Raw genomic sequence first — 25,798 nt, 5'->3', positions numbered from 1 at the left:
CTGTGCTGAGTGTGTAGTTTTGCCACATCTCTTGCAGGACGATTCCCGTCTGGTTTCCAACCGGCTAATTTTCTCCCGCCCTCTCAGGGCGGGAAGGGCATCTTTTTCCTGAAGGTCGGCAAGCTGCTGGCCTCGCTGTCCTGCATTATTTTGAGAAACGGGCCCGAGCACTCTCGTAGGGCCCGCAACGACGCGTCCCATATCTGTTTCGGCAATGAGGTCGAAGCAGATTCGTGATGCGCCTTCGCCTGGAGAGCATGAAAATGTCCGAAACAGCCGCACCGAAACGCGGACTAGCGGAAATTCTTGGCATCCCACGCGCCCTTTTCTGGGCTTTTGTTGGTCAGCTTCTATTTATGGTCGGGGATGGCGTCGAAGCCGGTTACCTCGACACTTACATGCTGCATCACGGCCACTCGCAAGGGTTCGTAAACGAACTCTTCACGCTTTACGGCATCACCGTCATGATTGCCGCCTGGTTCTCCGGGCCACTCTCGGATCTGATGGGACCGAAGAAGGTCATGTGGATCGGTCTGGTCCTCTGGGCCGTTCTCGAAGTCTGTTTCCTGACATTCGGGCTTGGGCCGAATAGCGGACCAATGATTCTCCTTTTTTATGCGCTGCGTGGATTTGCCTATCCGTTGTTCGCATACGGTTTCCTTGTATGGATCGCCGCCGCTACCCCGGCTGCCATGCTTGGGTCGGCTGCAGGATGGTTCTGGTTCTCTTTTTCCGCAGGTCTGCCGACACTTGGTTCACAGTTCGCGCGCTATACAATCCCCTATCTGGGGGAACTCAAGACGTTCTGGTGTTCGCTTGGTCTGGTGATCATCGGTGGTCTTGTGGCGCTGCTGTTCACGCACGAACCAACCGGCAAGAAGCGCCTGCTGCCTGATCACGTGCCGACCAAGGACATTTTCTTTGGCTCGCTCAGCATCATGTGGCGTGAGCCGAAGACGACAATTGCTGGCATTGTTCGTGTCATTGATACGTCCTCGGAATATGCCTTCCTTGCGATCATGCCTGCCTTCTTCGTGGATCAACTGCACTTTAGCCTCGGACAGTGGCTGAATCTGCTGTCACTGATCTTCCTCAGCAACATTCTATTCAACCTTGTTTCTGGCATGGTTGCTGACACGCTGGGTCATCGATTTGTGGTGTCGGTTTTCGGTGGTATCGGTGGTTTCGTTGCCATCCCACTGTTCTATTATGTGCCGCTCTGGTTCCCAGGCAATTTCTGGGCCGTTGCTGCCGCTGGTATTTTCTATGGCGCGACTGTTGCTGCCTTTGTTCCGCTCTCCGGTCTGATGCCTCAGATCTGCCCGCGTGAGAAAGCTGCTGCACTTTCCATCCTCGGACTGGGCGCTGGTGCGTCAACCTGGGTGGGGCCTGCAATCGTATCGCTCTGTGGCGCTGTGTTTGGTCCGGGCATGAGCTATGTGATCTGGACGTTCGCAGTGATTTATCTGGCTTCTGCCGGTATGACGCTGGCCCTCAAGATTTCCCCTGAGGCCCGTCGCTATACAGAAGAAGCTGCGGCACGTGGCGAAGTGACTACAGCTGTCGGTCACTGAAGCAATCAGTCACATCTTCGTTGGTAAGCTGTAAAAGAGCAGGGGGAGTTCGTTATCGAACTCCCCCTGTTTTCGTATGTATTGGATGCATTGGTTATGGAGTTTGAAGCTATGGATGCTGATCTGGCATCGTATCTGGATAAGGCTGTTCCATCTTTGCAGGAAGGAGCCGAACACTTTGTTGATTGTGATCGCCTGAAGAAAAATATCTGCACAGTCGCAAGAGAAAGTCGGGCTGTTGTGGCAGATCTGATGGTGGATCAGCCATTATTCTTGCTCTCGTCGGCATTTGTCAGCGGTCTATTGTTGGGGCGCACTCTTTTTTCGGGGAAGAAACCTTCCTGAGGCATGTGACGTTACGACATGACCACGACCTGTAATTCAAGGATCATGTCCCATGCTGCACTATGCTATCGTTTTCTTTATCATTTCCATCATCGCCGGTGTGTTCGGCTTCTCGGGGATCTCCGCGGCTACGGCAGGCATCGCGAAGCTGTTCTTCATTATCTTCCTCGTCCTCGCCGTTCTGGCAATTCTTGCAGGCGTCGCTGGACTGCACGCTCTGTAAGGCGTCTCCAGTTTCGTGCTGACCGGGCATGAAAAAAGGCGGGTACCGAAAGGTCCCGCCCTTTTTATTTTTATCGTCCGTTCTTGTCTTTCTGAATGAAAGAGGGGAGGAGAGGATTGTCTGTCTGAAGAGACGCTTTGGTCGGTAGATCCTTCGTGCTCCAGCCTCCTCCAAGGTCTGTCAGGAGGGCCACTTCGGCGTTGAGCTGTTGCTGACGAATGCTCAGTTGCGTCTGTTCGTATTGCAGGGCGGTCTGTTGGGCAGTGATCACGGTGGTGTAGATCTGGGTGCCGGCAAGATATTCGTTCATTGAGACCCGAACCGCAGCCTGAGCGCTTTCAACGGCTTGATTCTGAAGCGTTAGCTGTTGATCCAGATAATGCAGGTTGGACATCTGATCTTCCGTGTCCTGCATGGCAGCCAGAACTGTCTGGCGATAGGTCGCTACCGCATTGTCGTAGTCGGCTTCGGCTTCACGTACGGCTGCAGTTCGGGCGCCCCCCTGGAAAATCGTTTCTGAGGCAGCAGCACCAAGGCTCCAGGTTCGCGTGGCTGTCTGGATCAACTGCTGAAGCGGATTGCCGCTGTATCCATAAGAAGCGGTGAGGGTAATTTCCGGAAAGAAAGCCCCGATCGCATAACCGATTTCCGCATTGTAGGCTTCCATATTTCGCTCAGCCTGAGCAACGTCCGGCCTACGCTCCAGGATCATGGATGGAAGGGCGACGGGAGCAGCTGGAATGGTCTTCGGGAGCAGTGCAACAGCGATCGTCACGTCTGCTGGTGTGCGGCCCGTCAATACCGCGATAGCATGCTCGTATTGCGCGCGGGCAATATGGGCGTTGGCCAGGCTGGCTTCTGTGGATTGCAGCAGATACTTGGCCTGTAGAACGCTCGTGGGATCTGCAACACCAGCTTCAAGCTGGTTTTGCAGGATTTTCAGGTTGTCCCGATAGAGGCCGACGTTGCGCGTATAGAGATCGACCAAGCTGTCCTGATACCGGAGGCTGAAATAATCCTGCGCCAGAGTGAGCTGGTAAGACAGGCGCATACTGGCCACCAGGGCCGCATCGCCCTGTGTCGCGGCGACCTGCTCCTGAATCTGCCTGCGGATTTTGCCCCAGACGTCGACAGTCCAGCTTGCGGAAGGGCCGGTAGCCCACGTGTTGCTCGTATAGGACTGGGTTGAACTGTAGGTGAAGCCGCCGCTGGTGCTGGTAGCACTGCTGCCTTGGGAATTGCGGTTAAAGCTGAAGTTTCCGCTCAGGGTTGGATAGAGGCTGGCCTTGATGGAATTGATCGTTGCCGCAGCCTTACGATACTGCGCCTCGTATTCCTTCAGGCTCTGATTGGATGTCGCAACACGTTCTTCCAGATCGTTCAGGAGCGGATCATTGAAGACGGTCCACCAGTCTCCTTTGGGCATGAGAGCCAGATCAGGCTGTGCTTTGTTCCAACCGGTCGGCGGCGGAACTTCCTTGAAATGCGGAGAAATGACAGCCGAGGGACGATGGTAATTTGGTCCGACCATGCAGCCACTCAGGAAAGGCAGGGCTGCGGCTCCCAGAAGAAGGGCGCGCAGGGAAGGCATGCGAAGGGCGGTCATCAGATTTCCGTTTCCCGGGGCGAGATGTGAAGCAGAATGGCAAAATGATGCCGGACGCGGCCGAGCATCTTTCCGAAACGATCAAGATAGAGAAACACAACAGGCGTGCTGTAGAGCGTGAGAAGCTGGCTGACCATCAGGCCGCCTAGAATGGCAATACCGAGAGGTCTGCGGAGTTCGCTGCCATATCCATTTCCAAAAACGAGCGGCACCGCGCCGAACGCTGCAGCCAGAGACGTCATGAGGATGGGGCGAAAACGCAGGATGCTGGCCTGGTGGATGGCCTCAAGAGCAGTTGCGCCCTCACGTTGGGCGACAAGTGCGAAGTCGATCAGCATGATGGCATTCTTCTTGACGATGCCGATCAGCAGAATGACGCCAATCATCGCCATCAATGAAAATTCCTGCCCGAAGACCTGAAGAGCCAGCAGGGCGCCGACGCCTGCTGAGGGAAGGGTGGAAAGGATGGTCAATGGGTGGATGAGGCTTTCGTAGAGCATGCCCAGAACAATGTAGACCGCAGCGAGCGCCGCGAGGATCAACAGCGGCTCATCACTGACGGACTTCTGGAACGCTGCTGCGTTGCCCGCAAAACCGCCGTGAATTGTAGGCGGCACATGAAGCTTGACCATGGCCGCTTCCACGGCCTGAACAGCAGGCCCGAGCGAGGCGCCAGGTGCCAGGTCGAAGGAGACGGTGGTGGCAACAGACAGGCCATCATGATTCACTGTCAGGGCCGTGTTGGTCATTCTTTGGTGACCCAGAACTCCAAGGGGAATCATGCTTTCTGAACTGGTCGTGACAGCAGAACCGCTCGAAGCAGATTTACCCCCCGCAAGCGAATTGGCGACAGAGTTGAGATAGGATTCCTCACTCTGGGACAGAGTCGTCGATGTCGTACTGGCTCGGACCCGGATGTTGTTGGAGGATGTTCCCCCAGCCGCAGTGCCACCTGAGGCGCTGACCCACATCTGTTTCAGGGTCTCAGGGCTCTCCCAGTACCGGGGCGCCACTTCCATGACCACATGATATTGGTTCAGGTTGCCGTAGATCACCGAGGCAGAACGCTGGCCAAAGGCGTCATAGAGCGTATTGGCGATCAGCTGCGGGGTGATGGAATAACGGGAGCTCATATCGCGATTGATCGCAATCGCAATGGCCTGACCTCCTTCTTCCACATTGGACGAGACATTCATCAACAGGGGAATCTTGGAGAGGGCGGCCACGATTTTTGGCGTCCACTCGTAGAGTTCTTCTGCTGATGGGCCTTCCAGCGAGTACTGATAGGACGCATCTCCTGAGCGTGCGCCGATCCGAACGGCCCCCGGGGCCATCAGGCGCAACTGGGCGCCCGGAACGTTAGAGAAAGCCTTATTCAGGCGCTGAACGGTTCTGGCCAGATCGTCCTTCCGGTCTTCCTTGGGCTTGAGGGCCACAAACAGGTTAGCCGAGTTTGAAGAACGTCCCCCTGCGCCACCCATGACGCCTGCCACATCGCGGTCCGCTGCCACGACTTTCATGGCGCGGGCTGTGATGTTCTTCAGGGACTGAAAAGACACGGACTGGTCTGCCACGAGACGGCCCATGAGTTGCCCGGTGTCTTCGGATGGGAAGAAACCCTTAGGCATCTTTACGAAGAGAATGCCTGCCAGAATAAGCGTGGCAGGAAGGGAGAGCACGACCAGGAATGGATGCCTTAGACCCCAACCAAGTGAGCGATCATAACCCCTGGCAACACCGTCAATCGTCTGTTCCAGAAGCGATCCGATCTTTCCCCAGACTGTGTTGCTGTTGGTCGGCGCGGCATTCAGGATCATGGCGCTCAACATCGGGGTTAGCGATAGCGACAGGACCATCGAGATAGTGAGTGTAATAACCATCACCATCGCAAATTCGTGGAACAGCCGTCCGGCAATGCCGCCCATGAACATGATGGGTGCAAATACGACAACCAGAGACACCGTGATCGACAGAACCGTGAAAGCGACTTCACTGGCTCCGAGCACGGCGGCTTCCAGCCGTTCATGGCCCATTTCCATATATCGCGTGATGTTCTCAAGAACGACGATGGCGTCATCGACCACAAAGCCGGTCGAAATCGTCAAAGCCATCAGGGACATGTTGTCGAGCTGGTATCCCATCAGGGCCATGGCGCCGAATGTTCCGATAATGGACACCGGGACGACAACAGCTGGGATAAGGATGGCCGTGAAGCTGCGCAGGAACAGCAGCACAACGATGACCACCAGAACCACGGCAATGATAAGGGTTTGCTTCGTGTCGTTCAGAGAAGCCCGGATGGTCTTTGACCGGTCGATCAGGACGTTGAGATGGGTGTTGCCCGGCAACGCTGACTGGAGAAGGGGCAGGCGGCTGCGGATACCGTCGACGGTCTTGATGACGTTCGCCCCGCCTTGGGTGAAGACAGTGCAGATGATTGCGCGCTGGCCGTTGTGAAAGCCGGTTTGCCGAAGGTCTTCCACACTGTCGTTGACTTCTGCGACGTCTGTCAGGCGCACCGGCTGATTGTTTCGGTAGGCAATGACCAGACCGCGGTAGTCTTCCGCCTTGCTGGCCTGATCGTTCGTCGACAGCATCAGGCGTGTGCCATGCGAGTCAATGAAGCCCTTGGGCGTATGGGCATTGGCTGAGGCAAGGGCTGCGCGGACGTCTTCAAACCCGATGCCGTAGCGGAACAGGCGCAACGGATTCAGTTCAACACGAACGGCGGGCAGGGCGCTCCCGCGGATTTCGACTTCTCCGACACCTTCAACCTGGCTGAGCTGTTGGGTCAGCACGTTGCTTGCAAACTCGTAGAGTTCCTGAGGGGTGCGGGTGTCAGAGGTGAGCGTCATGGCCACGACTGGCGGACCGTTGGAGTTTGCCTTGTCGTAGGTCGGGTTCGTGCGAAGTGTGGAGGGAAGATCCTGCCTTGCCCCCTGCAAGGCTGACTCCACATCACGCGCCGCGCCATTGATGTCTCGGGAGAGATCAAACTGGAGCGTGATGCGGGTCTGATTAACCGTGGATTCAGACGTCATTTCCGTGACGCCTGAAATAGCTCCCAGATGTCGTTCCAAGGGAGCAGCAACCGTACTGGCGATCTCGGAAGGAGAACCGCCAGGCTGGTTGGCCATCACCATGATGACGGGAAAGTCAACGTTCGGGAGGTCGGCAACGGGGAGGCTGAAATAGCCCAGAATGCCAGCGATCACGAGCGCAACGGCCAGAAGGGTTGTCCCGACTGGCCGCATGACAAAGAGGCGGATCAGGTTCACGGGTTGCTATGCGGGCTAGGTGAGGGTGTCCGGCTGGCGTGATAGCGATTCAGCAGCCCACGCGTTCTCCGGCCGATCCCGTCCATGAACAGGTAGATGACCGGCGTTGTGAACAGGGTCAGCATCTGAGACAGCATCAGGCCACAGACGATGGCGACACCGAGAGGGCGGCGAAGTTCCGATCCGACGCCATGGCTCAGCATCAGCGGCAGGGCACCGAACAGGGCGGCCAGCGTCGTCATGAGGATAGGACGGAAACGCAACAGGGCGGCCTGACGAATAGCCTCCAGTGGCGTGTGCCCTTCAAGCCGCTCCGCCTCGAGCGCGAAGTCAATCATCATGATGGCGTTCTTTTTCACAATGCCGATCAGCAGCACGATGCCGATGATGCCCATGATGTCGAGATCCATCCCGAACAGGTACAGACCGATCAGCGCCCCGATCGCTGCTGATGGTAGCGTGGACAGGATCGTGATGGGGTGGATGAAGCTCTCATAGAGAATACCCAGCACGATATAGACCGCGATGACGGCCGCCATGACCAGCCAGATTTCATTGGTCAGGGAGGAGCGGAACGCCGCGGCTGTTCCCTGAAAAGCAGTCTGGAACGCAGGTGGCAGGCCGATGCTCTGCTCCACACGCTCAATGGCGTTTGTAGCGGCGCCCAGTGAGTACCCCTTGGCGACGTTGAACGAAATCGTCGTGGCGGGGAACTGGCCATAATGGCTGATGAGTAGGGGAGCCAGACTATGGGTGATGGTTGTGACCTGCTTGAGCGGCACCAGGCCGGATGTCGGCTGACGTGTCGGTCCGGATGTACTGCCTCCGGCTTCGGATGAAATGCCGGGCAGATAAAGTTGGCTCAGGGAGGTCAGATCAGTCTGCAGGTCCGGCAGGGCTTCCAGAATGACGCGATACTGGTTGGCCTGCGTATAGATCGTGGAGATCTGACGCTGGCCGTAACTGTCGTAAAGAAGGTTGTCGACGGTCTGTGGGGTGATGGAATAACGCGCGCCCGTTGCCCGATCGAGCGACAGCTGCGCGACCAGTCCTTCTGCCTGAAGATCAGATGTGACGTCTGCGAGAGATGGCTCTTTCTGCAGCTCAGCTACGAACTTTGGCACCCAGGTTTTGAACGTGTCGTAGTCCGGATTTTCCAGCATGAACTGGTATTGCGTGGCGGAAATCGAGGAATCCAGAGACAGATCCTGAATGGGCTGTACGAAAAGCTGTGTTCCGACGACATTCTGGCCTAGCTGGCCCAGACGGTGGAGGATGGTTGTCAGATCAGACGTGCGTGCATCCCGAGCCTTCAGGTTGATCAGGAAACGGCCGACGTTCATCGTCATGTTCTGGCCGTCGATGCCCACGAAAGACGAGATGCTGGCGACGTCCGGGTCCTTGAGGATTTCCGCGCCAAGTGCCTGCTGACGATCCTTCATGCCCTCGAAGGAAATGGCCTGTGACATGACCGAAATGCCCTGCACAACGCCGGTATCCTGCGTCGGGAAGAAGCCTTTCGGGATCGTGTAGGCCAGAACGCCCGTCAGGATGATCGTTCCAAGCGTGACCAGAAGTGTCAGTCCGCGGAAGCGGAGCACCACATCGAGCCAGCGGCCATAAAGCGCAATCATGCCGTTGATGTTGCGCTCGGTTGCGTTCGAGATGCGTCCCCACAAACCGTGGCTTGCGGATGGAGCGTGCGTGTCCGTCAGCATCCGGGCGCACATCATCGGGACCAGTGTGATGGAGACGATGGCGGAGATGACGATGGTGATCGACAGCGTCATGGCGAATTCGTGGAACAGCCGTCCTACGACATCCTTCATGAACAATAGCGGGATCAGCACTGCGATGAGCGAAACGGTCAGCGAGATGATCGTAAAGCCAATTTCACCAGCACCCTTAAGGGCGGCTGTGTAACGGTCTTCGCCAGCTTCGATGTAGCGGGCAATGTTTTCGATCACCACGATGGCGTCATCAACCACGAAGCCAGTCGCGATGGTCAGGGACATCAGCGATAGGTTGTCGAGTGAGAAGCCAAGCAGGTACATGGCCGCCATGGTGCCCACAAGGGATAGCGGGACCGACAGGCTTGGGATGATCGTGGCAGGAACATTCCGCAGGAAGATGAAGATCACGCCAACCACGAGCAGCATGGCAAGGCCAAGCTCGTATTCCACATCCTCGACTGAGGCGCGGATGGTCGTGGTGCGGTCGGTTAGCGGCGTGATGTCGATGCCCGGTGGCAGATCCTGCTTGAGCTGCGGCAGGATGCGCAGAACGTTATCCACGACGCCGATCACATTCGCGCCGGGCTGTCGCTGAACGTTCAGGATCAGGGCTGGGGTCTTGTTCGACCATGCTGCGAGTTGGCTGTTCTCTGCACCTTCCACAACAGTTGCGACGTCACGGACGCGGATCGGACCATCGTTCTGATAGGCGATGACCTGGTTCATCAGCTGCTCGACAGACTGGATTTGTCCGTCAATACGCAGGGACGTGGAGCGCTTAGGGCCGTCAAACGTGCCGGTCGGGGAGTTGACGTTCACGGTCGTGATGATGGTCCGCAGGGTATCGATCGCGATGCCGTACGAGGTCAGCTTTGGGATGTTGACCTGGATGCGGTAGGCCTTGCGATTGCCACCTGAGAGCGTCACGAGACCGACGCCGGATATCTGGCTGATCTTCTGTTCAAGACGCGTGTTGACGTAATCTTCCACTTCCGGAAGCGGCATCGTCTTGGACGTAATGCCAAGTGTCAGAACAGGCGTGTCCGCGGGATTGACCTTGGCATAGATCGGGGGAGCCGGAAGGTCTGTGGGCAGCAGGGACGTCGCGTTGTTGATCGCTGCCTGAACTTCCTGCTCCGCCACGTCCATGGACATATCGAGGCCGAAGCGCAGGGTAATGACGGACGCGCCGCCCGACGACTGGGAGGTCATCTGGTCAAGGCCGGGCATCTGGCCAAGCTGCGTCTCAAGCGGGGCTGTGACGGATGTGCTCATCACGTCCGGCCCAGCGCCTGGATAAGAGGTCGAGACCGTAATTGTCGGGTACTCGACCTGTGGCAGGGCTGAGACCGCCAGGAAATGGTAGCCGAGCAGACCGCTCAGCAGGATGGCGAACATCAGGAGGCTGGTGGCAACCGGACGCTCGATGAACAGGCGGGACGGATTCACGGTCTTGCTGTTCCCTGTGAGCGATCAGTGATTGCCAGCGGCATCGGGGGCAGACGGGTCATTGCTGTGCTTGGCAGCATCGGTGCTCTGCTGACCATTGCGATGGCGATGATGGGTCTCGGCCGTCTGGGCTTCTGCGGCAGCGGTCTGGTTGGTGGACGTATCCGGGATGGAAACTTTCTGGCCGGGGCGCAGATGGCTGACACCGTCGGTCACAACGCGGTCTCCAGCTTTCACGCCAGACAGGATGACGGCATTGCTGTCATCAGTTTCACCAACCTTCACCGGCACGTCCTTCACGGTCATGTCCGGCTGAACGACGTACAGAAACTGTCCGTCAGGGCCGGTCTGAAGCGCATTGCCGGGAACGATGAGGGCATTGTGCAGTGTGTTGACGAGCAGGTGAGCATTGACGAATTCGTTCGGAAACAGGCGTTCATCTTCGTTGGCGAAGATACCGCGCATACGAACAGTGCCCGTTGAGGTGTCGATCTGGCTGTCCAGAGCCTTCACAGTGCCATCGGCGATCTTCTGGGTGTTGTCGCTGTTCCATGCTTCAACCGGCAGTTCACCGACTTCGCGCAGGCGATCAGCAACCGGGCCGATCTGATTTTGCGGAACGGTGAAGATGACGGAAATCGGTTCCATCTGCGTCAGGATCGTCAGACCACCGGACTGGCCGGCGGCGACGTAGTTTCCCTTGTCGAGCACTCGGATACCAACGCGACCATCAACGGGGGCGATGATATGGCAGTACATGACATCCAGTTCGGCGTTGCGAACATTTGCTTCATCGAACTTTACGGTGCCTTCAAGCTGCTGGACCGTAAATTCTTGGTCCCGGGCCGTCATGGCGGATGTAGAGTTCTGCCGGATCAGGGTCTGGTAACGGGCATTATCCACGCGGGCTTTCTCAAGCTGCGCACGGTCGGCGGCCAACGTACCCTTGTATTGTGCCAGAGTGGCTTCGTAAGGGCGGGGGTCGATCAATTCCAGTTCGTCCCCTTTCTTCACGTGCTGACCTTCCTGATAGTACACGTCCAGAATGTGTCCGCTGACGCGAGGCGTGATCGTCACGTTCGTGATGGGGATGACTGTGCCGAGAAGCTGGAGAACTACCGGCATGTCTCCGGTGTGAACCGTTGCGACCGCGACGGGCTGGACGTCGCCGGTCTGGCCCTTGTGCCAGCCTCCAGCGTTCTTTCCGTGCGGACGCAGGACCGCAAAGAGAATCAGCAGGAGAACGAGAATGACGATCCCCCAGAGGAGCCAGCGCCGACGGGAGCGTCGGGCGGGTTGAAGGGGCTGGGCGTTGCTGCTCTGGTGGCGGTCGCTGAAGCCGGCCGTCTGCTCGTCCATAATCGTTCTGTCTTTCCCGTACGCTTGGATCCGGGTGTGCTGGAGAAGGACACCCCTTTTGTCACTCATTCCTCTATAGTGCAGGCTGCGCAACCCTGCCATGACAAGACCTTAAATCCTGTTCAGGTTTGGGAACGAATTTGAAACGGTGTACCTAAAGAGTTGCTTTTTCAGGATATTGCTCTCTTGCTCCATTTCATGATCGCACCATATTCTTGAAGCAACCCTATGGTTCGTAGGTCGTTAACAACGAACACGGATCATATCCGGAGACAGGAGAGACATATGGCTGACACAACGACAACCAAGGCCGAAGGCCTCCTCGACGAAGCCAAGGGCAAGGTCAAGGACGGTATCGGCGGCCTGACCGGTGACACGGCAACGCAGGCTGAAGGCAAGTTTGATCAGCTTTCCGGCATGGCTCAGCAGGAATTTGCTGATCTGTATGACGAAGGTGAGACGAAGCTTGAAGCTGCAACGGCATTCGTTCAGGATCGCCCACTGATTTCCGTGGTCATTGCTACTGTTGTTGGCATGATTGTTGGTGGTCTGCTGTTCGGCCGCAAGAGCAGCTGATTTCACGCACGGATTACTTCGTGTGCTAGAAGCCTTCCGGAGTAATCCGGGAGGCTTTTTTTATGGAATGGTTTTACGAGAACAATGGGCAACAGTCTGGCCCCGTGTCCCGTGAAGAAATTCTGCGTCTGATCATGCAGCAGCGGATCCGTCCGGAGACGCTTGTCTGGACCCCCTCGTTCGGGGACAGTTGGCGACCGGCATCTGCGGCTGGGCTGGTTTCCCCTCTGACCGGCATTCTGAGGCCGAATGCAGAGGTGTCCGAACACTGGGCGTGGGTGCTTCTGGTTGGCCCCTGGCTCATGGGGCGGATTACACTTTACATCATGGACTGGCGGCATGTACCCGAGGCTGCCCGCATGAATACCAACGGCATTGTCGGATTGCTGGTCCTTGGTCTGTTTTTTACGGCATTTACCTTGGATCGGAATGCTATCCGAGAAGCCGGAAATACGCCTCCGGGTTTCTGGTGGTGGCTGTTTCTGCCTGGCTACTTCTGGCGTCGTCGTCAGGTTGTAGGGAAAGGGATGTCGTTGCTGGTGGTCAGTCTGGTTCTTCTGGTGTTCAACATTGGAGACACGATTGCCCGTTTTCCCGAAATTCGTGAGCAGGCAAGACATGCTCATCATTCAACAGGTACTTCTCAGTCGATGGTTCCAACGGACGGAGAGAGTGAGCAGGAGAACCTGTAAAGCGATCAGAAAGAGTCTTTCGGAACACACTTGACAGCTTATTCTGAAAAATAACCCATTTTTGGGCTTCCCTTTCGAGTCGCCATGATTCAAAACCGATTCGGTAGTCAGTTTATTGACCGGATCGGTCGGGGAGCAGTTCAGGAATGCCAGATTATGCCCTTGAAGCCGCCCATGGAGGGCTGGTCGTCGGGATCGACGAAGTAGGGCGTGGTCCTCTGGCTGGGCCTGTAGTTGCCGCCGCCGTCGCATTTACGTCTGAGCCTGATAAGAAGCTTTCGGCTTTGCTGGATGATTCCAAGAAGCTGACGGCAAAGCGGCGTATGGTCGCATATGACCTGCTGATGCAGACGCCGGATATTCTGACAGGTATCGGCGCAGCATCCGTGACCGAGATCGAAAAAATCAATATTGCTCAGGCCTGCCATCTTGCCATGCGTCGGGCACTGGATCGGCTTGGCCGGATGCCTGACCTCGCACTGGTTGATGGCAAGCACGCACCGAAGCTGCCTTGTCCCATTCAAATGGTGATTGGCGGAGATGGCATCAGCCTCTCCATCGCAGCCGCGTCCATTATAGCAAAAATTACACGCGACCGTCTGATGGCCCGTCTTGCCGTGAGGCACGATGCCTACGGGTGGGAACGTAATGCCGGTTACGGCACCGCCGTTCATATGAGCGGCCTGAAAATTCGGGGCGTAACGCCCCATCACAGGCGCGGATTTGCGCCGATCCGAAACATGATTGAAGCAAAGGCGCACGCAGCATGACCGGCGAACTTCCCGTGGACCAGATCCTGCGTGGTGAATGCGTGGAAACGATGAAGACCCTGCCGGATGGCAGCGTGGACTGCATCTTTGCCGATCCGCCATATAATCTTCAGCTTCGTGGCGAGCTGCGTCGCCCGGATGAGACGGTTGTCGATGGCGTTGATGATGCCTGGGACAAGTTCGACGACTATTCCGCATACGACAAATTTACGCGGGAATGGCTGTCCGAAGCACATCGCATTCTGGATAAGGACGGCACGATCTGGGTGATCGGCTCCTATCACAATGTGTTCCGTCTGGGCGCGATCCTTCAGGATCTTGGCTTCTGGATTTTGAACGACATTATTTGGCGCAAGTCCAACCCGATGCCGAATTTTCGTGGGCGTCGGTTTACGAATGCTCATGAGACGATGATCTGGGCGGCGAAAAGCCCGCAGAGCCGTTATCGGTTCAACTATCAGGCCATGAAGGCCCTGAACGATGATCTTCAGATGCGGTCGGACTGGTATCTGCCGCTCTGCACGGGCAACGAGCGCCTGAAGAACGAGCATGGCCTGAAGCTGCATCCCACCCAAAAGCCTGAGAGCCTGCTGCATCGTGTTTTGGTAGCGTCCACGAATGTGGAAGATGTCGTGCTGGATCCGTTCTGTGGAAGTGGCACAACGCCAGCAGTGGCGAAGCGTCTGGGGCGTCATTACGTCGGCATCGAACGGCATCCAGACTATGTAAAAGCTGCGCAGGAACGTGTGGCGCGTGAAGAGCGCCTGACATCCGAGCAGATCGCAGTGACGCCGGCGAAGCGCGAGATGCCGCGTATTCCGTTTGGAAGTTTCGTGGAAACCGGCGTTCTGCCTGCTGGTACTGCTCTCTATGATCGTCAGAAACGTCTCAAGGCGACAGTGACGCCGGACGGAACACTTGTGTCTGGCAATCAGCGTGGGTCCATTCACAAGCTCGGTGCGACGTTGACGAATGCGCCATCCTGCAACGGATGGACGTTCTGGTTCTTCGAGCGCGACGGGCAGATGGTACCGATTGATATCCTGCGTCAGGAAAGCGTAGCCCTTCGAAACGTCGGCTAATTTTCCCCAGACGCCATCTGCTGCTTCAAAAGCTGCAGAGCGGATTGTGCGGCATTTTGCAATCTTTCTGCCGAGATGCCGTCGCGGGCCTGCACAGAGAGGCCATGCAAAAATGTTGCAAAGAAATCTCCGAGTGCCCGTGGATCACATCCTGCGCGGAGTTCTCCTTCCTGTTGGGCAAGCCTGAACCGATCGACCAGTGAGGTTGTCTGGGCTTTGCGATGTTGGGCAAGCCATGTGGCAACAGAGGCGTTTGTGGTCGAGCAGTTGGTGGCAGACGCGACAACCATGCATCCTCTGGGTCCGTCAGGTTGCGTATAGAGCGCGATAGCCTGCTCCAATATGCGTTCCATGGCAGCCAGAATGGAGCGTTCTTCTTTCAGGGCATGTGTGGCGAAAGAGCCTTCATGGGTTTCGTAATCCAGGATGGCCTCCCGGAAGAGGTCTTCCTTTGATCCGAAAGCTGCATAAATCCGGGCTGATGCCAGTCCGAGGGTCGCCACAAGCTCTGACAGGCTGGTGCTTTCAAATCCCTGCCTCCAGAAAAGATCTCTGGCCTTTTTCAAGGCATCCGTACGGTCGAATTCTCGGGGTCTGCCAGCCATCGCGTTCACCATTCTTTGCCGATTGATAAATATTGAGCTTGATCTTCTACATCAAGGCTCTAATTCTTTGCCAAACAACAAAGAATAGGATGGACGTGATGTGTGGATGGTTTTTTCGCCTCTTTCTGCAGGGGAGCTTGCGACGTTATGGCGCGGTGCTTGTGGTGATTTCTGCAAGTGTTTTTGGAAGTTCGGGGTATGCCCAATCCTTGCCTCCCGGCTTTCATGACAAGGTCCGGACGGTCAATGGCCTCAAACTTCATTACGTTGAAGGGGGGGAAGGGACGCCGGTTCTTCTCATTCCGGGATGGCTACAGACATGGTACGCGTGGCGCGCGATAATGCCGGTTCTGGCTCAAAATGGGCATCGCGTGATTGTGGTCGATCCGCCGGGGATGGGGTCTTCTGCTCGCCCTCAGAGTGGCTACGATACGGGTGCTATCGGGGCAGAACTTGATGCACTGATGCAGCAGATCAGCCCCGGACCTTACACCGTCATGGGGCACGATATCGGCATGTGGATTGGATACGCGATGGCTGCCGATTATCCCCAGAATGTTTCTCGTCTGGTGCTGGTTGAAGCTATTATTCCGGGTCTGCTTAAGAAAGAGCCGGAAGTTTTCATGCCACAGGCCCAGAGTGCATTTTTCTGGCAGTTCATGTTCAATCAGCAGCCTGATCTGCCTGAAATACTGATCAAGGGACGTGAGCGCCCGTTCATGGCTTATCTTTTTCAGCATTGGGCTGTGCACCCCGAACGGATCGCTCTGGATGTCTATGCCAGAACCTATCACACTACGGACGGTATCCGGGCGCAAATGGGATATTACCGTGCTTTTCCGCAGACGATCGCCGAGAACCGGAGTCGGGCGCGACAGAAACTGACGATGCCCGTTTTAGCGTTGGGCGGTGACCATGGTGTCGCGGATTTCCCACGGGAAATGCTCGCTCCGGTGGTGAGTCATCTGACTGCGGGCCTCCTGAGAGACTGCGGGCATTTTGCTCCCGAAGAATGTCCTGAAGAAATTGACCAGCAGGTCATTCCATTTCTACGGAAATGATAATGCATAAGTTGGATGAATAAAAAAAGCCGGGAGGAGTATTCTCCTCTCGGCTTTTTTCTGTCTCTGAAAGTGAAGAGACTATCGTCCAGCGAAGCCGAGGAAACCAGAAGCGGGATCCGTGCTGGCACCCTTTTCATCGAAACGGGGAGCGAGGTTTTTACGGCTCGCGGTGGCGGCGCTGCCACCAATTGTCAGATGGCCGCTGCCACCTTTCATCTGAACGCCATTGTCCTGAACGCTTGTGTCAAGGCGACCATCAGGATTGTAGGTGCGCATGGAAAGCAGCAGGAACATGATGTCGTTGCGGTTCAGATCGATCGCCATATCAAGCGGTGACTGATCGAGAATGTTGTGCGCGTTCATGTCCGCACCACGATTCAGAGCTTCCTTGGCTGCGTTCAGCGAGCCCCGGTTGATCGAATCAAACAGGGCCGTGGTCGGGTTCGTATCCGTACGGGCATGGCCACCGTCATCGTCGGAGGCTTCTGCGCCGGGCAGAGCTGAAGGAGGGGCCGCGCGTTTGGCAGCCTTGCGGGCTTCAGCCTTTTTGGCGGATTCCTCGGCTTCCTGCTCAGCCTCTGCATCGTCGGCGTCCTGCGCGTGGGCAGAGTGCCAAGGCACGAAAATGGTCGGCGTGGCTGCCAGAGCGGCAATCAGCAGAAGGCGGGGAAGGGTCAGAGGCAGTCGCATAGGGTCAATATACTGCGATCTGAACTCCTGTGCGAGTCTCCAGAATCGTCGACCCCAACTTGTCACACGTCGCAACATCAGCGGCCTTCCCGCCACCAGCCAAGTCCAAGGAATGTCAGCGCCATCACAAGGGCGAGCCAGCCGGGGACCAGATCCTGGGTCCGCGTTTCTCCGGCGACAGCGGCCTTGCTGACGGGAAGGCCAATCCAGCCGGATCCAGACAGATCCTGCCCGGCCTGTACTTGTCGAAGATGCGGGATTAAGAGCCCTGCCCAGTGCTGGCTGCCGCCAGAGGCTTGGGCGATTGGTCCCATGACAGTCGCCGTTGCGCGGAGATCCTGCCGTTCCAGAACATCCTGAGACACGGGGCTTGCGAACGCGACGAGGCCATCCTGCCGGATAGTCCAGATTCCATTTCCACTGACGGGGAGCGTGCCAGTCCACAGTCCTTTTCCGCCCGTCATGGAGAGGGGCTGGGTCCGGCCATCCGGGAGTGTCACCATGGCCTGTGGTGTGATGGTCGTCTGGCCAAGGGCATGACGCTCGACAAGGAGCTGCCCGTTTTCGATACGGGCGGTTAGGCGGTTTTCCTCAAGGTCTGGCTCTTTCATCAGCCAGTGGGACAGGCGACGAAGCAGTTCCGCTTGTGGCCCACCACCGCCTTCGCCACGAGACCAGAGCCAGAGCTGATCAGACAGGAGCATGGCGACGCGGCCCTGTTCCACACGATCCAGCAGAAGAAGAGGAGAGCCGTCAGGACCGCTCATCAGGTTCTGCCCGTGAGACTGATCGACTTTGGCCGACCGATACCAAGGCCCCCAGTCGCTGCTGTTGCCAAGACCTGCGGTGACAGGATGCGCTTTGCCGAGATCCGTCAGACCGGGGCGGAAAGGCTGGGTGATGATCCCGTCCGTTGGGACGTGAGCCGGGAATACCTGTGCCAGTGTCGTGTCCTGCAGGGAGCCATCTTGTACGAACTCCGGACCGGCCGTGACAAGCAGACCCCCTCCCTTGCGCACATAGTCCGCAATGTTGGTAAGATACTCTTCAGGCAGGATGTTGCTGTTTCGGAATCCATCCAGAATGATGAGATCAAAGCTGCGGATCTTTTCCTGAAACAATTCCCGGATTGGAAACGGAATCAGCGCGAGATCGGAAAGCGGTGTGCCATCATCCGTGTTGGGAGAGCGCAGGATGGTGAAGTGGACCAGATCAACAGAAGGATCTGCCTTTAGCAGGCGACGCCAGACACGTTCACTCTGATTGGGAACGCCCGAAACCAGCAGGACGCGGAGCCTGTCCCGAACGCCACGGATACGGATGACATCAGAGTTGTTGAGCGTTGAGGCCTCACCGGGAAGGGAGGAAACGGACAAACCCACCAGTGTTTCGCCGGGATGCTGAACCGGGATGGTAATGTCCTGGGGCTGGCTGGTCTGGATCGTACGTGTTGCGGGTGGGGCATCACCCGCGCGTACAGTCAGCGTTGCCGCTTTTGCGCCGGGCGATCCGAGATCGTCTACCTGAAGGCGAATGGTCGCGTTCTGTCCTACGATGGCATAGGGCGGCGTGCTGAGGATACGCAGCCTGCGGTCTGTTTCTTCTCCCTTGGCCGTTACAAGGAGATGCATCGGGAGCGTCTGCTCATTCGGACCGTGGAAACGCGCAGGCAAATGCGTGGGAACGTCATGGTCCATGCCGTCTGTGACGACAATGGCGCCAGCAAAGCGACCCTGTGGCAGGTCAGCATGATCCATCGCGTCGAACAGGCGAGTGCCGTGCCCGTTGCCTCCGGGAACGTCGACCCGATGCAGGGTCAGGCCGGGAAGATGGGCCGCATCCTGCATGATCTGGGTGGCTGTCTGATCAGCGAGCGCGGTTCTCGGGCCAACCTGCATGGAAGGCGAACGGTCCACAATCAGGAGCGCATCCTGCGGGACAGGCTTGAAAACCGGATGGAGTGACCGTGGTCCAGCCATCCAGCCCAGAAGCACCAGAATGGCGAGAGCGCGCCAGATCATCCCGCGTGCACCGCGAATGAAGCCGTAAACTGCGCCTGCTGTAATGGCGACTGCGATTGTGATGAGCAGCCAGAGTGGCAGGAGAGGGGCGAGATCGAACGTCATGGCGCGTCCTCCTCGTCTTCGTCTGTGCTGCCAGTATTGGTCTGGCCGTCTGGATTGTCCTGCCCCAGCCGGCGCAGCATTTCAGGGTAGTGAGCCTGATCGCTCTTGTAGTTTCCCGTCAGGGCGTAAAGCACCATATTGACCCCGAAGCGATAGGCCTGTGTGCGCTGGTCATCTCCGCCGGGCAGGACTGCATAAGGATGATTGCCGGAGGCATCGACCGCCCAGGCATGCGCCCAGTCTCCATTGCCGATAATGACCGGACTGACGTCATCATTCGCCTCGTCCCCATTGCGGGCGACATAAACGGGTTGACCGTTGATCCGGCCGGGAAAGCCGCTGTGGAGAAGATAGAAGGTGTGTCCCAGAACGTGTTTGTCCGTTAGTTTGGCGAGGGGGGGAATGATCAGCCCATCCGTCACGCGCTTCAGAGCCGCGCGGACTGCACCGCCAGACCCGGCATCCATATCTGTACCTGCACCCTGCTGATCGATCAGCAGGATACCGCCGTGATCCATGAAGGCATTCAGGGCCTTGGTACGAGCGGCATCGGGTTGGGCATCTGCGGTAATGGGCCAGTAGAGCATCGGGTAGAACGCGAGATCATCTTTGCCGGGTAGCACGCCATCCGGATGGCCGAGAGCCGCTGAACTCCGCGCACTGGTATAATCGGACAGGCCCTGAAGACCTTCCTTTGACGCTTCATCCACATCGTCATGCCCGGTTAGGACATACGCGAGACGAGTTTCGAGAGCTGCTTGTGGAGCCGAGGCCGGGAGGGCGGGGGGAATGCTGGCTGTCTGCGCCTGTGCCTGCGGCATGGCGATCAGAACCAGTATCGCAGCTATCGGTCCGAGCAGGCCGCGGCGTCTGAGAGACAGGGCGAAGTCCACGAGCAGTACCAGAAGTCCAGCCGCCAGAAGCCATGGCCCGATTGGTCGGTCCGGATGAGCGCCATCCGGCGTAATGTGGGTGCCAAGTAGGGGCTCTTCATTGAGAGGGGCAGCGTGATCGGAAACATTGAGCGCGCGGGTGCCATGCGCGGGGCCGTAAAGACCCGGAGGGTGAGTCACGCTGATACTCGTCTTTGAAAGATCGTTCCCATGAATGGAGCGTGCGGCCGCAGGGGGCATGACGAGGCCGCCATCGCTGTCGAGCATACGCCATGGAGCAAGGTCTGTTGGTCCGCTTCCGGCCACACCGGCGGAACGTTCAATCAGGCGTTCCAGCATCTGTGGGAACAGCCCGGAAATGGGAAGATTGGACCAGTCGGGAGAGGCCGTGACGTGGAACAGGACGATCTCCCCATTTCCTTCCGTACGGGCGGTGACGAGGGGTGTTCCGTCTGCCAACGCGGCCCAGACATGATCCTGGAGGCCGGTTTCGGGCTTTGCGAGGACCTGACGAGAGACCGTCACATCAGGAGGAATACTTAGATCCGCAAAAGGCGAAGAGGCCGGAAAGGACTCCAGTGCCTGTGGTTTGCCCCAGGACATGGGGCCTCCCAACTGGCGCATTCCGTTCATCAGGGGAACGGGCAGAAGAGCATCTTGCGTTTCGCCTGAGGTATCGTCCTGCTGGGGAGATTGTTCTGCGGCAAGGCCGGGACCAGCAAAGCGGATGAGCATTCCACCGTGTCGCACCCACTCCAGAACACGCTTGCGGGTTTGATCTCCAGAAAGTGCGCCATCCGTTGCGACCAGAACAGAAAGAGACGAACCGAGCAGTGCGGTCGCATCGCCGTTCCGACGCTCTGACAGTGTGTCGAGGGCGTGGTTCAGGAAGAATGCCGAGCCGATGAGGGGGGTTGTATCGCCCGGTGTCTGCAACAGGCCCACCGGACGGCGATGACCGGCGTCGCCAAGCAGAACGGTGGTGGCTGGCCCTGCCATGCCTTCGAGCGCGAAATGATCGAGCTGATTCCGAAGCAGAGCCGGCAGGGTTAGGGTTTTGTCTTCGCCAACCTGTGCTGGAAAGGTGGCAAGCGTGCCGCCATTGGCTGCCACTGCTCGAATCGTGACGGTTCGGGAAGGACAGTTCAGCCCTTCAACCTTTGCGTGAAGTGCGCCGTCCGGGCCGAGGCCCGCTGCCAGACGGAGGATATCGCAGGGGTTCCAGCGCATATCCTGTATGGAGCGCGCCTTTCCTAAGGCAGTCTGAAGAACTGCGTCGTTGGGTGAGGAGAGGCCGTCAGAAAGAACAACGACATGCTTGTCGGAAAGGTCAATCCGCTGAAGAACACCTGCCAGCCCGGAGCGATCAACCGGCCAGGGGCGTGCGTGCAGATGTTCCAGATATTCTGACAGGGCGTGTCCGTCATTCGTTGTGAATGGCTCAGGCATTGCACCGTCGGAAGATCGGGCGGCATGAACGACCGTGACAGGATTGCCATTGCGAAGAGCGGTTTGTCCCAGAGACAGAGCCGCTGCGACACGTTCATTCCAGTGTGGAATGGATGCCCAGCCATCGTCGAGAACGATCAGAAGCGGGCCATTCGTCGTGTCATTCGTGTGCGGAACAAGAACTGGTCTGGAGAGTCCGAAAATAACGAGAGTAACAGCAACGATACGCAGGATCAGTAGCCACAGCGGTGAGCGCGCGGCATCTTCGCGCCGGGTTGTCAGTCGCTTGAGCAGCAGCAGGGAGGGAAAGGTTTTTTCCTGCGGAGCTGGCGGCGTGGCGCGGACAAGCCACCACAGGGCGGGGAGCGCCAGCAGGCCCAGGAGCAGAAGCGGGGACAAAAAGATCATCGGCCGCCTCCCATGGCAAGATGAAGGGCCAGAAGTGCCGGGAGTGGATCCTGTGACGTGTCATGCATGACGCAGTCAGCGTGGAGACGGCCCGCGCTCCCCTGCAAGGCGGCGAGATGTGCTGACATGGCCTGTTCGTAAGCTGGCCCGAGGCTCTCGACTGCGGGAAGGGTCAGAACGCCACCTTCAAGTCCGGAAAACCGGATGCGTCCCTTCTGGTCGAGGGAGCGCTCACCGGGATCGAGAATACATAGCAGATGCGTCCGGACCGGCCGGTTGGCGCAGTGCTTGAGAACGGCATCAATCCGGTCTTCTTCCCAGAGAAAGTCGCTGATGAGGACGAGATCCGTTTGCGGCGGAATACCATCCAGAGGGGGGAGCTCCAGTTCATCTGGCGAGGAATGGAGAAGGGCTTCACCGAGACGTCCAAGCACCTGACGGCCAGCGAACGTGCGTCCCGCTTCTGGCCCCGTCAAAAGCCCGGCCTTTTCCCCACCTCTGAGCGCGGCACCAGCAAGAGCCAGCGTGCAGAGTTGGGCGCGTTCGAGTTTGGTGGGCAGCGTGGGCGCCGAGCGCCAGTCCATGGAGGGAGACGGGTCGCACCAGATCAGCAGGGACTGCGCGTTTTCCCGCTCTCGTTCCCGCACCCAGAACGTATTGTCGATTGGCGAACGGGCGGATTGTCGCCAGTCGATGGACGTCGCAGGCTCTCCGGCATTGTACGGTCGAAACTGCCAGAAGTCTTCGCCGTTGCCAGCCCGTCTGCGCCCATGCGTGCCAACCTGAAGGCTGGCGGCAATTTTTTCAGCATGCAGAAGAAGGGCCGGCAGGGCTAGCCGCTCTGCCGGGGCGATCATGGACTCTGATGGGCGGCTGTTTTTGCGGGAGAACAGGCCGCGGAGCGCTTCGGTCGGGCTTTTCACGGGACTCAGAGGATCGTCTGGGCCTGTTTGCGGATCAGGGCCTCGACCGTCACGCCAGAAGCTCTTGCACCGAAGCCAAGCCCGATACGGTGAGACAGGACCGGCTCGGCCAGTGCCACGACGTCATCAAGGCTTGGTGCCAGACGGCCGTTCAGAAGGGCGCGGGCGCGGGTGGCGATCATGAGGGCCTGTGCGGCACGGGGGCCTGGTCCGAAAGAAACCGCATCCCGTACGTCTGGGGATGCAGAGGCATCTTCAGGGCGCAGGGACCGTGTCAGGGCCAGAATGGCATCGACGATCTTGTCTCCCACGGGCAGGCGCCGAACCAGCTTCTGGGCAGCCAGAAGGGTTGTCGCGTTCATCAGAGTGGGGGCGTGGGCGGTTGTGGCGCCCGTTGTTTGCAGAAGCATTTGACGTTCTGCATCCCGATTTGGGAAATCCAGCGGAATGCGGAGCATGAAGCGGTCGAGCTGGGCTTCCGGCAGCGGGTAGGTGCCTTCCTGCTCAATCGGATTCTGGGTCGCGAGAACGTGGAAAGGCGATGGCAGGACGTAATCCTTGCCACCCTGCGTCACGCGATGCTCGGCCATGGCTTGAAGAAGCGCGGACTGGGTCCGTGGGCTGGCACGGTTGATTTCATCGGCCAGAACAAGCTGTCCGAAAATCGGGCCGGGCAGGAATCGGAAAGCCCGCTGTCCGTTGACGTCCTGATCGAGAATCTCCGCACCTGTAATGTCGGACGGCATGAGGTCAGGCGTGAACTGAATACGGGTCGCATCCAGGCCCAGCACGCGGGAGGCCGTATTGACGAGAAGTGTTTTGCCGAGACCCGGCGCGCCCATCAGAAGCGCGTGACCGCCAGAGAGGATCGTGACGAGAACCTGCTCGATCACACGGTCCTGTCCCAGCACAATTCCGCCAATAGCCTTATGGACATCGCGGAGAACGGGGGCCAGACGGTCGGCCTCGGCCACATCTGCTTCGCCCTGGAGGGTTCCGGCGGAGGCGCCGGTAGAATAATGCTGCTCGCTCATATCACCAGTCTGACAGGTGTGGGGGTTTCATCAAGGCTCGATTGCACCCAACTTGGTGTGAGAAGAGAAGTTTTCATTTTAACCGGAGGGAAAATTGAGCGCGCATGATTGTCGGGATGCCTCCCGATCCGACGTTTTCCCCGCACCAGGGGCATCCGAAACCGTCACTGCAACAGCATCTGGTGCTGGTGTACGCCAGCTTCCTTTCCTGATCCGCAGGGACGGGACGTGGCTCTATCGCGGCTCTCCGGTAACCCGAAAAGCGATGCTTTGCATGTTTTCGTCCATGCTGACGCGGGATGCGGAAGGCACATATTGGCTCAAAACGCCCATGGAAAGCGGCGTCATTCAGGTGGAGGATGTTCCTTACATCGCGGTTGAGCTTGATTTCCGGGGAAGCTGTGGCCGACACCAGACGCTCTGTTTCCGGACAAATATGGATGAACTCGTCTGTGTGGGGCCGGATCATCCGATCTCCTGCGACTGGGATCGGCCCGTCGATGACTGTGGTGCGATCCCATATGTTCACCTGCGTGACGGGGAGGGCGACTTTCCTATCCGTGCGCGAATCAGTCGTTCCGTTCATTTCGAACTTGCGGCATTGGCGGTCCCGGGACATGCAGAAGGAAAACCCTGTCTGGGCGTCTGGAGTCAGGACTGTTTCTTCCCGCTTTCGCGTCAGCCATGAGCGATCCCTCAGGGCTTCTGTCCCGCCTGAAGGATCGACGCGGTCTGGATGAGTTGTGGGCTCTGTTGCCAGAAGCTCGACTGGTTGGCGGTTCGGTTCGGGATCTTCTCCGGGGCGTGCCTGTTCATGATCTTGATCTGGCCACATCGGATGCGCCGGAAGATGTTCTGAAAATCCTGAAGGCCGGGGGCGTGAAGGTTATCCCCACCGGGCTGGCACATGGGACCGTAACGGCTGTCATCCGGGGCGAACCTTACGAAATTACAACCCTGCGTCGCGATGAAGAAACGGACGGCCGACATGCTGTCGTTGCCTGGACGACGGACTGGGCCGAAGATGCGGCGCGGCGGGACTTCACCATTAACGCCATGTCGCTAGATCGGCATGACGTGCTGCATGATTATTTCGGTGGCATTCAGGATCTGGCCGATCATCGTGTCCGTTTTGTTGGGGAGGCAGGACGCAGGATTGATGAAGATGCGCTCAGAGCGCTCAGGTTTTTCCGGTTCGACGCGCGGTACGGTCACGGCGAACCCGATGCGGAGGCTTGTCATGCAATATCGAAGCGGTTGGAGCTGATTGATGCGTTATCGGCCGAACGCATTGCTTCCGAATTGCTAAGAATTCTGACTGGTCCACGGGTTGTGGAAACGCTTTCAGTTATGAAAGACGTGGGACTGCTGGCGCATCTTGTCCCCGCTTCGGATGTTCATGCATTGCGCAGGCTTTTGGCGTGTCAGGCTCCTGAAGAGGCTCTTCTGCGATTGTTCGCGCTTTGCCATGCCGACTGGAGCGGTCTGGGTGAGCGGCTGAAGCTGTCGAATGCGGAACGGGACCGGCTTCGACAATTTGGAGACAATACGCCGACCCTTGGGCCTGCCATGTCAGACGATGATCTCCGCCGGGCTCGGTTTCAGCAGTCACTTCCCGTTCTTCTCGACAGAAGCTGGTTGACGCAGGCCTTTGCTCTAGGTGCCCGGGATAAGGGATGGGATGTTTTCAGAGAGCGTTTGCAGCAATTGCCTCAGCCGGTTTTTCCGTTGACTGGGCAGGATGCAAAAGATGCTGGATTGCTGCCCGGGCCTGCCATGGGAGCGTGGCTGAAGGCCGGGCAATCCTGGTGGCTGAAGGAGGGCTGTAGACCGGACGGGAAAGCCTGTCTGGCCTATTTGGTAAAAACATCCGAAATGGCGCGGAAATCGGACTGAAACCGTCTGGTTTCGCAGTTTTC

At 57.9% G+C, this 25,798-nt stretch carries 20 protein-coding genes; 10 read left to right on the top strand and 10 right to left on the bottom strand.

Annotated features, from left to right (window positions below):
• Positions 1-257 precede the first annotated feature (257 nt).
• The 3 genes from GFR01_RS13425 (at position 258) to GFR01_RS13415 (ending at position 2,142) form a co-directional block, all read left to right on the top strand.
• The gene (locus tag GFR01_RS13425; RefSeq protein ID WP_174694724.1) at positions 258-1,574 is read left to right on the top strand and encodes an MFS transporter; all 1,317 of its coding nucleotides are present in this window, start codon (positions 258-260) and stop codon (positions 1,572-1,574) included.
• Between the two features lie 96 nt (positions 1,575-1,670).
• Positions 1,671-1,919, top strand: a complete 249-nt coding sequence (locus GFR01_RS13420; protein WP_244902298.1) for a hypothetical protein — start codon at positions 1,671-1,673, stop codon at positions 1,917-1,919.
• A gap of 52 nt (positions 1,920-1,971) precedes the next feature.
• Positions 1,972-2,142 carry a DUF1328 domain-containing protein gene (locus tag GFR01_RS13415; RefSeq protein WP_007282750.1) on the top strand — a complete coding sequence of 57 codons (171 nt, stop codon included), beginning with the start codon at positions 1,972-1,974 and terminating at the stop codon, positions 2,140-2,142.
• Between the two features lie 70 nt (positions 2,143-2,212).
• On the opposite strand, the gene GFR01_RS13410 is transcribed toward GFR01_RS13415, so the two are convergent.
• From GFR01_RS13410 to GFR01_RS13395, 4 genes are read right to left on the bottom strand one after another with little or no spacing between them, the layout of a single operon-like run.
• The gene (locus GFR01_RS13410; protein ID WP_099182874.1) at positions 2,213-3,748 is read right to left on the bottom strand and encodes an efflux transporter outer membrane subunit; all 1,536 of its coding nucleotides are present in this window, start codon (positions 3,746-3,748) and stop codon (positions 2,213-2,215) included.
• A complete protein-coding gene (locus GFR01_RS13405) occupies positions 3,748-7,026 on the bottom strand; it encodes an efflux RND transporter permease subunit (protein WP_099182873.1) in 3,279 nt (1,092 codons plus the stop codon). Before GFR01_RS13405 ends, GFR01_RS13410 begins: the two co-directional genes overlap by 1 nt.
• The gene (locus GFR01_RS13400) at positions 7,023-10,208 is read right to left on the bottom strand and encodes an efflux RND transporter permease subunit (RefSeq protein WP_099182872.1); all 3,186 of its coding nucleotides are present in this window, start codon (positions 10,206-10,208) and stop codon (positions 7,023-7,025) included. Before GFR01_RS13400 ends, GFR01_RS13405 begins: the two co-directional genes overlap by 4 nt.
• 24 nt (positions 10,209-10,232) lie before the next feature.
• Positions 10,233-11,567: an efflux RND transporter periplasmic adaptor subunit gene (locus GFR01_RS13395; protein ID WP_063905310.1), complete on the bottom strand. Its 1,335-nt coding sequence runs from the start codon at positions 11,565-11,567 to the stop codon at positions 10,233-10,235.
• A 285-nt stretch (positions 11,568-11,852) separates the two neighbouring features.
• Between GFR01_RS13395 and GFR01_RS13385 the strand changes: the two genes are divergently transcribed.
• The 4 genes from GFR01_RS13385 to GFR01_RS13370 all read left to right on the top strand — a co-directional run bounded on the left by GFR01_RS13385 (position 11,853) and on the right by GFR01_RS13370 (position 14,687).
• Positions 11,853-12,143, top strand: a complete 291-nt coding sequence (locus GFR01_RS13385) for a CsbD family protein (RefSeq protein ID WP_061511102.1) — start codon at positions 11,853-11,855, stop codon at positions 12,141-12,143.
• 62 nt (positions 12,144-12,205) lie between these two features.
• Positions 12,206-12,835: a DUF4339 domain-containing protein gene (locus tag GFR01_RS13380; RefSeq protein WP_099182870.1), complete on the top strand. Its 630-nt coding sequence runs from the start codon at positions 12,206-12,208 to the stop codon at positions 12,833-12,835.
• A gap of 146 nt (positions 12,836-12,981) precedes the next feature.
• Entirely contained in the window at positions 12,982-13,605 is a 624-nt protein-coding gene (locus GFR01_RS13375) for a ribonuclease HII (protein ID WP_048843620.1), read from the top strand.
• Complete coding sequence (locus GFR01_RS13370; RefSeq protein WP_063905313.1) at positions 13,602-14,687, top strand: site-specific DNA-methyltransferase; 1,086 nt, start codon at positions 13,602-13,604, stop codon at positions 14,685-14,687. The genes GFR01_RS13375 and GFR01_RS13370 overlap by 4 nt, the downstream gene beginning before the upstream one ends.
• Here the strand turns inward: GFR01_RS13370 and GFR01_RS13365 are convergent.
• Positions 14,684-15,292 (bottom strand): TetR/AcrR family transcriptional regulator, encoded by a 609-nt coding sequence (locus GFR01_RS13365; RefSeq protein ID WP_099182869.1) that lies wholly within the window; start codon positions 15,290-15,292, stop codon positions 14,684-14,686. The genes GFR01_RS13370 and GFR01_RS13365 overlap by 4 nt on opposite strands.
• Positions 15,293-15,429: 137 nt before the next feature.
• On the opposite strand from GFR01_RS13365, the gene GFR01_RS13360 reads away from it, so the two are divergent.
• Positions 15,430-16,353 carry an alpha/beta fold hydrolase gene (locus GFR01_RS13360; RefSeq protein ID WP_244902297.1) on the top strand — a complete coding sequence of 308 codons (924 nt, stop codon included), beginning with the start codon at positions 15,430-15,432 and terminating at the stop codon, positions 16,351-16,353.
• A gap of 81 nt (positions 16,354-16,434) precedes the next feature.
• Here GFR01_RS13360 and GFR01_RS13355 read toward each other — a convergent pair whose 3' ends face one another.
• The 5 genes from GFR01_RS13355 to GFR01_RS13335 all read right to left on the bottom strand — a co-directional run bounded on the left by GFR01_RS13355 (position 16,435) and on the right by GFR01_RS13335 (position 23,879).
• Positions 16,435-17,046, bottom strand: a complete 612-nt coding sequence (locus GFR01_RS13355) for an ankyrin repeat domain-containing protein (RefSeq protein WP_099182868.1) — start codon at positions 17,044-17,046, stop codon at positions 16,435-16,437.
• A 77-nt stretch (positions 17,047-17,123) separates the two neighbouring features.
• Positions 17,124-19,172 carry a hypothetical protein gene (locus GFR01_RS13350; RefSeq protein WP_099182867.1) on the bottom strand — a complete coding sequence of 683 codons (2,049 nt, stop codon included), beginning with the start codon at positions 19,170-19,172 and terminating at the stop codon, positions 17,124-17,126.
• The gene (locus GFR01_RS13345; protein ID WP_099182866.1) at positions 19,169-21,922 is read right to left on the bottom strand and encodes a DUF4159 domain-containing protein; all 2,754 of its coding nucleotides are present in this window, start codon (positions 21,920-21,922) and stop codon (positions 19,169-19,171) included. Before GFR01_RS13345 ends, GFR01_RS13350 begins: the two co-directional genes overlap by 4 nt.
• Positions 21,919-22,845, bottom strand: coding sequence for a DUF58 domain-containing protein (locus tag GFR01_RS13340; protein WP_099182865.1), 927 nt, complete (start codon positions 22,843-22,845; stop codon positions 21,919-21,921). The genes GFR01_RS13345 and GFR01_RS13340 overlap by 4 nt, the downstream gene beginning before the upstream one ends.
• A 5-nt stretch (positions 22,846-22,850) precedes the next feature.
• The gene (locus GFR01_RS13335; RefSeq protein WP_099182864.1) at positions 22,851-23,879 is read right to left on the bottom strand and encodes an AAA family ATPase; all 1,029 of its coding nucleotides are present in this window, start codon (positions 23,877-23,879) and stop codon (positions 22,851-22,853) included.
• A 94-nt stretch (positions 23,880-23,973) separates the two neighbouring features.
• Here GFR01_RS13335 and GFR01_RS13330 point away from each other — a divergent pair, with 94 nt between their 5' ends.
• Complete coding sequence (locus GFR01_RS13330; protein WP_099182863.1) at positions 23,974-24,567, top strand: DUF1285 domain-containing protein; 594 nt, start codon at positions 23,974-23,976, stop codon at positions 24,565-24,567.
• On the top strand, positions 24,564-25,775 hold the full coding sequence (locus GFR01_RS13325; RefSeq protein ID WP_099182862.1) for a CCA tRNA nucleotidyltransferase: 1,212 nt from the start codon (positions 24,564-24,566) through the stop codon (positions 25,773-25,775). The genes GFR01_RS13330 and GFR01_RS13325 overlap by 4 nt, the downstream gene beginning before the upstream one ends.
• Positions 25,776-25,798 lie beyond the last annotated feature (23 nt).

The organism is Gluconobacter frateurii, from assembly GCF_002723955.1.
Taxonomy (GTDB): domain Bacteria; phylum Pseudomonadota; class Alphaproteobacteria; order Acetobacterales; family Acetobacteraceae; genus Gluconobacter; species Gluconobacter frateurii.
Note: the sequence above shows the minus strand (reverse complement) of the source record. Positions and strands in the feature narration are given on the sequence as shown.